This window comes from Acidisphaera rubrifaciens HS-AP3 (assembly GCF_000964365.1).
In the GTDB taxonomy this organism is placed as follows: domain Bacteria; phylum Pseudomonadota; class Alphaproteobacteria; order Acetobacterales; family Acetobacteraceae; genus Acidisphaera; species Acidisphaera rubrifaciens.
On record NZ_BANB01000386.1, the window covers coordinates 1 to 8,034 of the forward strand.

General features: G+C 70.8%; 11 protein-coding genes. 7 read left to right on the top strand and 4 right to left on the bottom strand.

The genetic code is table 11. The features are described from left to right. From B8460_RS11495 to parC, 4 genes are all read left to right on the top strand, one after another. Nucleotides 1–347: putative dsRNA-binding protein (locus B8460_RS11495; protein WP_048861740.1), on the top strand; the 347-nt coding region annotated here is incomplete at its 5' end. Between the two features lie 22 nt (nt 348–369). Continuing rightward, the gene (gene era / locus B8460_RS11500) at nt 370–1,284 is read left to right on the top strand and encodes a GTPase Era (RefSeq protein WP_048861741.1); all 915 of its coding nucleotides are present in this window, start codon (nt 370–372) and stop codon (nt 1,282–1,284) included. A 23-nt stretch (nt 1,285–1,307) separates the two neighbouring features. Next, nucleotides 1,308–2,069, top strand: coding sequence for a DNA repair protein RecO (gene recO, locus B8460_RS11505; protein WP_048861742.1), 762 nt, complete (start codon nt 1,308–1,310; stop codon nt 2,067–2,069). Then, complete coding sequence (gene parC, locus B8460_RS11510) at nt 2,062–4,278, top strand: DNA topoisomerase IV subunit A (RefSeq protein ID WP_048861743.1); 2,217 nt, start codon at nt 2,062–2,064, stop codon at nt 4,276–4,278. The genes recO and parC overlap by 8 nt, the downstream gene beginning before the upstream one ends. A 61-nt stretch (nt 4,279–4,339) precedes the next feature. Here parC and B8460_RS11515 read toward each other — a convergent pair whose 3' ends face one another. Then, nucleotides 4,340–4,867 (bottom strand): winged helix-turn-helix transcriptional regulator, encoded by a 528-nt coding sequence (locus B8460_RS11515; RefSeq protein ID WP_048861744.1) that lies wholly within the window; start codon nt 4,865–4,867, stop codon nt 4,340–4,342. Nucleotides 4,868–4,938: 71 nt separating this feature from the next. Between B8460_RS11515 and B8460_RS11520 the strand changes: the two genes are divergently transcribed. The 3 genes from B8460_RS11520 (at nt 4,939) to B8460_RS11530 (ending at nt 6,739) form a co-directional block, all read left to right on the top strand. Continuing rightward, entirely contained in the window at nt 4,939–5,571 is a 633-nt protein-coding gene (locus B8460_RS11520; RefSeq protein ID WP_048861745.1) for a dihydrofolate reductase family protein, read from the top strand. Between the two features lie 357 nt (nt 5,572–5,928). Continuing rightward, nucleotides 5,929–6,231, top strand: a complete 303-nt coding sequence (locus B8460_RS11525; protein WP_048861746.1) for a hypothetical protein — start codon at nt 5,929–5,931, stop codon at nt 6,229–6,231. Between the two features lie 157 nt (nt 6,232–6,388). Further along, nucleotides 6,389–6,739, top strand: a complete 351-nt coding sequence (locus tag B8460_RS11530; protein WP_048861747.1) for a hypothetical protein — start codon at nt 6,389–6,391, stop codon at nt 6,737–6,739. 77 nt (nt 6,740–6,816) lie between these two features. Here the strand turns inward: B8460_RS11530 and bfr are convergent, their stop codons facing one another. From bfr to B8460_RS11545, 3 genes are all read right to left on the bottom strand, one after another. Next, a complete protein-coding gene (gene bfr, locus B8460_RS11535) occupies nt 6,817–7,296 on the bottom strand; it encodes a bacterioferritin (protein ID WP_048861748.1) in 480 nt (159 codons plus the stop codon). Nucleotides 7,297–7,318: 22 nt separating this feature from the next. Further along, nucleotides 7,319–7,522: a (2Fe-2S)-binding protein gene (locus B8460_RS11540; protein WP_048861749.1), complete on the bottom strand. Its 204-nt coding sequence runs from the start codon at nt 7,520–7,522 to the stop codon at nt 7,319–7,321. Nucleotides 7,523–7,721: 199 nt separating this feature from the next. Then, nucleotides 7,722–8,034 (bottom strand): alpha/beta fold hydrolase (locus B8460_RS11545; protein ID WP_048861750.1); only part of this gene is annotated, 313 nt, incomplete at its 5' end.

An 8,034-nucleotide genomic window follows, 5' to 3' on the forward strand; every position in this document is an offset into this window, starting at 1 on the left:
GCGCGATCTATCTCGACGGCGGCCTCGACCCCGCCCGCCGCTTCGTCCGCGCCGCCTGGGCCGCCCGCATCGAGGCCGCCGGCGCGCCGCCCAAGGACCCGAAGACCGAACTCCAGGAATACACGCTCGGCCGCGGCTGGGGCCTGCCCGCCTATGCGCTGCTCGGCAGCGAGGGACCGGCCCACGCGCCCTGCTTCCGCGTCGGCGTCACCCTGCCCGGCGCCGCGTCCCACGCGGCGGAGGCGGGGCTCGCCGGCAGCGGCAGCGGCGTCAGCAAGCGCGCCGCCGAACGCGCCGCCGCGCTGGACCTGCTCACGCGCCTCGGCGCCGCGCGGCTCCCCGCGTGACCGGCCCCGAGGGCGTATCCGCATGACCGAACCCACCACTCCCACGCGCTGCGGCTACGCCGCCATCGTCGGCGCGCCGAATGCCGGCAAGTCGACGCTGCTCAACCGGCTGACCGGCGCGAAACTCTCGATCGTCACGCCGAAGGCCCAGACGACCCGCTTCCGCGTCCTCGGCATCCTGATGCGCGAGGCGACGCAGATCCTGCTGGTCGATACCCCCGGCATCTTCCGCCCCCGCCGCCGGCTCGACCGCGCCATGGTCGATGCCGCCTGGACCGGGGTGCAGGACGCCGACATCACCCTGCTGGTGGTCGACGCGAAGGCCGGGGCGACCGATGCCGTGCGCGCGATCGCCGAGCGTCTGGCGAAGGAGCGGCGCCGCATCTGGCTGGTGCTCAACAAGATCGATCTCGTGCCGCGCGGCCGGCTGCTGCCGCTCACCGCCGAGCTGGCGGCGATCGCGCCGTCCGAACACACCTGGATGATCAGCGCCGGGCAGGGCGACGGGCTCGACGAACTCACCACCGCACTCGCCCGCGCGATGCCGGAGGGGCCGCATCTCTATCCGGACGACGACCTGACGGACCTGCCGGACCGGCTGCTCGCGGCGGAACTGGTGCGCGAGCAGATCTTCCTCCAGACGCACGAGGAAGTGCCCTATGCCGCGACCGTGGAGACCGAGAGCTGGCGGGAACGCCCCGACGGTAGCGTGCGGGTGGAGGCGACGATCTACGTCGCCCGCGCCGGCCACAAGGCGATCCTGATCGGCGAGCGCGGCGCGCGCATCCGCGAGATCGGCGCCCGCGCCCGCGCCGCCCTCGCGGCGCTGATCGAACGCCCCGTGCACCTGTTCCTCAACGTCAAGGAACGTCCCGGCTGGGACGAGGAGCGGGCGCGGCTGCGCGCGATCGGCCTCGATGATCCGCCGGCCGGCTAGGGACGCAGGCGGGCGTCCGCCGCATGGACTGGGAAGCGCCGGCGATCGTGCTCGACGCCCGCCCCTATGGCGAGGGCGACGCGGTCGCGACCGTCTTCACCGCCGAACACGGCGCCCATCGCGGCCTCGCGCGCGGGGCGCAGTCGCGCGCCCGTGCCGCCACCTGGCAGCCGGGCAACCTGATCCAGGCACGCTGGGTCGCCCGCCTCGCCGACCAGCTCGGCAGCCTGAGCGGCGAGCTGGTCCACGCGGCGGCGGCACTGGCGATGGACGATGCCCTCCGCCTCGCCATCCTCTCCGCCGCCTGCGCCGTCACCGCCGGCGCCCTGCCGGAACGCGAGGCGCATCCGCGCGTGTTCGACGCGCTGCTGCACCTGATCGCGCATCTGCCGGGGGCGGAGGACGCGCCGGGTGCCTATGTCCGCTGGGAGCTGCTGCTGCTCGCCGATCTGGGCTATGGCCTCGATCTCTCCCGCTGCGCCGTGACCGGGGCCGCGGAGGGGCTGGCCTTCGTCTCGCCGCGCACCGGCCGCGCCGTGGCCGAGGCGGCGGCGGGGGTCTGGCGGGAACGGCTGCTGCCGCTGCCCGGCTTCCTCCGCGGCAACGGGCCGCCGTCCGACGCCGCCGCGTGGCGCGACGGGCTGCGCCTGACCGGGCATTTCCTGGCGCGCGACGCATTCGGCAGCCGCCACCTGCCGCTGCCCAACGCGCGCCTGCTGCTGTACGACCGCGCCGAGAGAGACGCGCGCCCGGAGTCGGCGCGCCTGGAGTCGCCTGATGCCTGATGACCTTGCCGGACATATCGAGGACACGCCGCTCGCGCAGGCGCTGAGCGAGCGGTACCTTGCCTATGCGCTCTCGACGATCATGTCGCGCTCGCTGCCCGACGTGCGCGACGGGCTGAAGCCGGTGCACCGCCGGCTGATCTACGCCATGCACCTGCTGCGCCTCGATCCGACCGCCGGGTTCAAGAAATGCGCCCGCGTGGTCGGTGACGTGATCGGCCGCTTCCATCCGCACGGCGACGCCTCGGTCTACGAGGCGCTGGTGCGCCTCGCGCAGGATTTCGCCGCCCGCTACCCGCTGGTCGAGGGCCAGGGCAATTTCGGCAACATCGACGGCGATAACGCCGCGGCGATGCGCTACACCGAGGCGCGGCTGACCGAGGTCGCGCGCGCGATGCTGGCGGGCATCGACGAGGATGCGGTCGATTTCCGCCCCAACTACGACGGCGAGGAAAGCGAGCCGGTCGTCCTGCCCGGCGCGTTTCCCAACCTGCTCGCCAACGGCGCGACCGGCATCGCCGTCGGCATGGCGACCAGCATCCCGCCGCACAACGCGGGCGAGGTCTGCGCCGCCGCCCTGCATCTGATCGCCCATCCGGACGCGACCACCGCCGATCTGCTCGCGCACCTGCCCGGCCCCGATTTCCCGACCGGCGGCATCATCGTCGACGACAAGGAGTCGATGATCGCCGCCTATGAGACGGGGCGCGGCGGCTTTCGCGTGCGCGCGCGCTGGGAGATCGAGCGCGGCAAGGGCGGCGCGTGGCAGATCGTCGTCACCGAAATCCCCTATCAGGTGCAGAAGGCGCGGCTGATCGAACAGGTCGCGCAGCTGATGGAGGAGAAGAAGCTGCCGCTGCTCGGCGACATACGCGACGAAAGCACCGAGCGCGTGCGGCTGGTGATCGAGCCGAAGACCCGCTCCGTCGAGCCCGACGTGCTGATGGAGATGCTGTTCCGCGCGACCGCGCTGGAAAGCCGCTTCAGCCTCAACATGAACGTGCTCGACCGCACCCGCACGCCGATGGTCATGAAGCTCGGCGACGTGCTGCGCGCCTGGCTCGATCACCGGCAGGAGGTGCTGGTCCGCCGCTCGCGCCACCGCCTCGCCGCGATCGAGCGGCGGCTGGAAGTGCTGGAGGGCTATCTCGCCGTCTACCTCAACCTCGACGAGGTGATCCGCATCATCCGCGAGGAGGACGAGCCGAAGGCACGGCTGCGCGAGCGCTTCTCCCTGTCGGACGTGCAGGCGGAGGCGATCCTCAACATGCGCCTGCGCAGCCTGCGCCGGCTGGAGGAGATGGAGATCCGCCGCGAGCACAAGTCGCTGACCAGGGAGCGGAAGGAACTCGCGGCCCTGCTCGCCGATTCCGCGAAGCAGTGGACGCGCATCGGCGAGGAGATCGCCGACATCCGCGCCCGCTTCGGCGACAACCCGCTCGGCGCCCGCCGCACCGGCTTCGCCGCCCCCCCGGCGGCGGTGGAGATCGCCGCCGACATCCTGATCGAGCGCGAGCCGATCACCGTCATCCTGTCGGAAAAGGGCTGGATACGCGCGCTGCGCGGCCATCTCGCGCCGGATGCGGAGCTGAAGTTCAAGGACGGCGACAAGTTGCGCCTGATGCTGCCGTGCCAGACCACCGACCGGCTCTGCCTGTTCGCCACCAACGGCCGCGCCTACACGCTGCGCGCGGGCGACCTGCCGCGCGGACGCGGCGACGGCCAGCCGATCCGACTGCTGGCGGAGATGACCAACGCCGACGAGGTCGTGACCCTGTTCCTGCCGCAGGAGGGCACGCGCTACCTCGTCGCCGGCACCGGCGGCCGCGGCTTCCTCGTTCCCGCCGCCGAACTCGCGTCCGAGCGGCGCGCCGGCAAGACCGTGCTGGTGCTCAAGCCGGGGGAGGAAGCGCTGTTCTGCATCCCGGCCGAGGGCGACCACGTCGCGGTGATCGGCGATAACCGCAAGCTGTTGGTCTTTCCGCTCGACCAGCTGCCGGAAATGGCGCGCGGCACCGGCGTGCTGCTGCAGAAATACAAGGACGGCGGCCTGCGCGACGCGCGCGTGTTCACCCTCGCCGACGGCCTGACCTGGAAGCTCGGCGAGCGGACGCGGACCGAGACGAACCTCCGCGACTGGCTCGGCGAACGCGCCCAGACCGGCCGCCTGCCGCCGAGCGGCTTTCCGAAGTCGGGGCGGTTCAGCTAGCGGCCGGCCGACAAATCGACGTCCGGACCAGCATGAGGCTAGGCGCCGGCCCTGCGCCGGATCATCCGCTCTTCGTCCCCTTTACGGGCGCCTCGTGGCGTTCGTCCGCCGCCACCCGCTGGAACGCGGCCTGTAGACGAGCGATGACGCTTTCGCGTCCCTCGGGCAGCGGCGTTTCGAGGTGGATATGGCGCAACTCGTCCGCGAAGGCGCTCCAGAGGGGCGGGCCGCCCTCTTCCATCACCTGCTGACGGATCGCCAGCTGCGGCGAGGTCGGCAGATGCCGACGGCCCCAGGCGCCCAGTTGCACCAGAACGGGCACCAGCTCGATCGCCTTTTCGGTCAGGCTGTAGATCCCCTTCTGCCGGTGGGCGGGATCGTCGCTGCGCGAGAGCAGCCCCGCCTCGACGAGCCGCTTCAACCGCGCGGCCAGAATGTTGGAGGCGATTCCCTCCTCTGAGCGCGTCAGCAGCTCGCGGAAGTGCCGGCGGTTCCCGAACATGATGTCGCGGATAACGATGAGACTCCACCGGTCGCCGAGAACCTCGAGCGCAAGGTTGATGGGGCAGCCGGAGCGTTGTTCGACCATTACTGATTGCAATATGAAATCAGTCCGGTAAAACGCAACTGGTTGCAGTTCACAATCGGACGGAGGCCCCTATGGGCAAGGTGCGCGTAGCGGGTTTCGGGGTGTCCATCGACGGCTTCGGGGCCGGTCCGGACCAGAGCCTGGAGCATCCGCTGGGCAAGCGGGGCCACGAGTTGATGAAGTGGTTCTTCCCGACCCGGGCCTTTCGATCGATGACCGGCCAGGACGGCGGGACGGAGGATCGCTTCGCCGGCGCCTCGATGACAGGCTTCGGCGCCTTCATTCTCGGGCGCAATATGTTCGGGCCGGCCGGCGACGATTGGGGCGGTCCCGACTGGAAGGGCTGGTGGGGCGACAATCCGCCGTACCACGCGCCGACCTTCATCCTCACCCACCACCCAAGGGCGCCCATCGTGATGGAGGGTGGGACGACCTTCCATTTCGTCACCGGCGGGATCGAGGCGGCGCTGGCCCAGGCCAAGGCCGCCGCGGGCGACCTGGACGTGAAGATCGGCGGCGGCGTTTCGACGGTCCGCCAGTACCTGCTCGCAGGCGCGATCGACGAGCTACATCTGGCGCTGTCGCCCGTCGTTCTGGGCCGTGGCGAACCCCTGTTCGCGGGTATTGACCTGCCAGGCCTTGGCTATCGGGTGACGGAGGCGGTCCCAACGGAACTGGCGACCCATCTGGTGCTGACGCGCTGACCGTCGGGAGCGGGGCGGCCGCCTCGGCCGTTTGAGGCCGTTCTCGGACGTGGCACCCGTCACGCAGCGCATGGCAGCCGTCGAATTTTTGGGTCAGGCGCGACCCCTCGGGGGCGGCCCGACCGGCGCAATGGTGCGCTGCCTATTCCGGACTACGGCGATCGGAACGCCAGTTACGCGTTGGTCCATCTATGGTTTTTCCAGCCTGACCCTCTCCCCCGGTGCCTCGCGGTGCCGGATTTTCCTGCACGCGCGCCGTATTCCGAAAGCGCGTATGCGTACCAGTTTTTTGGCTCGTCCGTTGCATCCGCAACTCGGCCGCCGGCGTAATGCTGCGGTGCAATATGGAGCCGCCGAATGTGCAGTTTCGACACGACGCTGCGCGCCCTGAACGCCGACTGGCATGTTGAGGATGGCTTGCTGTCCGCCCGCATCCCGCAGCCGCGCGGCGGTGAAGTCCGGGTGGTGGTGGAAGCGATGCCCGACGAAGGCTGGGACTGGGTGGTCTGGCGCGTCGGCGGTGGCCGCTTGGGCGTCTGGCACGGCGTCTGCGCCCTCCGCCCGGACGCCATGCTGGCGGCCGAGAAGACCGCCCGGCTGCTGCGACTCGCGCCGAACGCGATGATGCGTGACGCCGATACATTGGCCGCTTCCGCATAGGCCCTGGTCCTCCGCGCACCAGGGATGGCGGTCGTCATGGACACGGGATGGGCAGGGACGACTTTGCTGGCGCCCCGCCGTGCTGCACCCTCGGGGGCGGGAGTGCCTGGCGACCCGGTCAGGCAACCCGCAGGCTGCGTATCCACGGAGGGACCCGATGCGGCTTCTGTTCGCCACGGCGTTGTTGACGGCGGCGGCTTGCGGCGCTGCCGGGGCCGCGACCCCGCTGACCCGCCTGGATGATCCGAAAGTGATGGGCAGGCCGGTCGACCACTGCGCCGACATCGACGCATCGAATGACTGCTCGGCCCGCGGCGAAGCCAAGGCGGCTCAAAAGGCCTGCATCGCCAACGGGTTCGCCGATCAGGGCGGTTCGCATTGGCGGCCCGCCTCGGGCACCGCCATGCATTGGATCACGGAATACGACATGCACGCGGGCGAGGTCGGCGGCCGGTGGGTCGCGCAATCCACCGGCGGTACGTTCGACTGGATCGCCTGCACGAAATAGCGCCGGGCCGGGGGCAGCGAGCCCCCCGCGCGGCGAGGCTGCCGCCCATCGCCAGGGAGCGCCTGGCCGGCGGGCGGTCAGTCCTCCAGTTCGCCGATATGCTTCTGGCTGTAGAGCTGGATGCCCACCTGGCTGATCAGTTCGAGCTGGGTTTCGAGGAAGTCGATATGCTCCTCCTCGTCGCCCGCGATCTCCTCGAAGACGTTCTTCGAGACGCGGTCGTTGATCGACGCGCAATAGGCCGCGGCCTCCAGATACAGCGCGCGGGCGTCGATCTCGGCGGCGAGGTCGGCGCGCAGGATCTCCTCCACCGTCTGCCCGATGCGCAGCGGGTCGAGCGCCTGCATGTTGGGAAAGCCCTCGAGGAACAGGATGCGCGCGACCAGCCGGTCGGCGTGCTGCATCTCCTCGATCGATTCCGCCCGCCACTTCTTGGCAAGCTCCTTGTAGCCCCAGTTGTCCAGCACCCGGTAATGCAGCCAGTACTGGTTCACCGCCGTCAGCTCGTGACGCAGACTGCGGTTGAAATACTCGATGACCTTGGCGTCGCCGCGCATCGGCGTGGTTCCCCGTTCCGGTTCAGGCGGCGGCCGACTCGGCGGTCGCGGGCCGGTGGGAATCCGCCTCGCGCATCATGCCCTGGATGGTCGCGGCACAGCAGCCGCATTGCGGCCGGCAGCCGAGCTGGCGGTAGACCTCCACCACCCGCGCAGGTGCATGCGGGCCGGCGAGCGCCGCGCGGATCGCCGTATCGGTCAGCACGTTGCACGAACAGACGATCATCGACGCACCCGCACACCTCGCACGCCAGCAGGCTGCCGCACCGGCGGCCCCTGCCGTAGGAAGCGCTTCACCGCGCCGCCGCCCTGATCATCGTGGCGGGGCGGGCGCTCCGCAATAGCCAATGCGAATTATTCGCAGATTCGCCGGGCAGCCGTGCGGCCCCGTCAGGGCCGCGCCGGCCCCGACCTGGGGCTCGCCCCTAATGCCGATGTCCGTGGTCGTGGCCATGCCCATGGTCCAGTTCTTCCTCCAGGAACGCCGCGAAGGCCGCCGCCGATTCCGCCGGCCGTTCCAGGGTCGGCAGGTGGCCGCAGCCGGGCAGGGCGAAGAAATGCGCGTGCGGCATCTCGTCGGCGAGCGCCCGCCCGATCGCGGGCGGGGTGACCGCGTCCGCGCCGCCCCAGAACACCAGCGTCGGCACGTGCAGGCCGCCCACCCGCGCCATCAGGTCCTCGCGGTCGCGCATCGCCGCCGCCTGCGCTGCGCCGGCCGGGGCGCCGACCCGTGCCGCC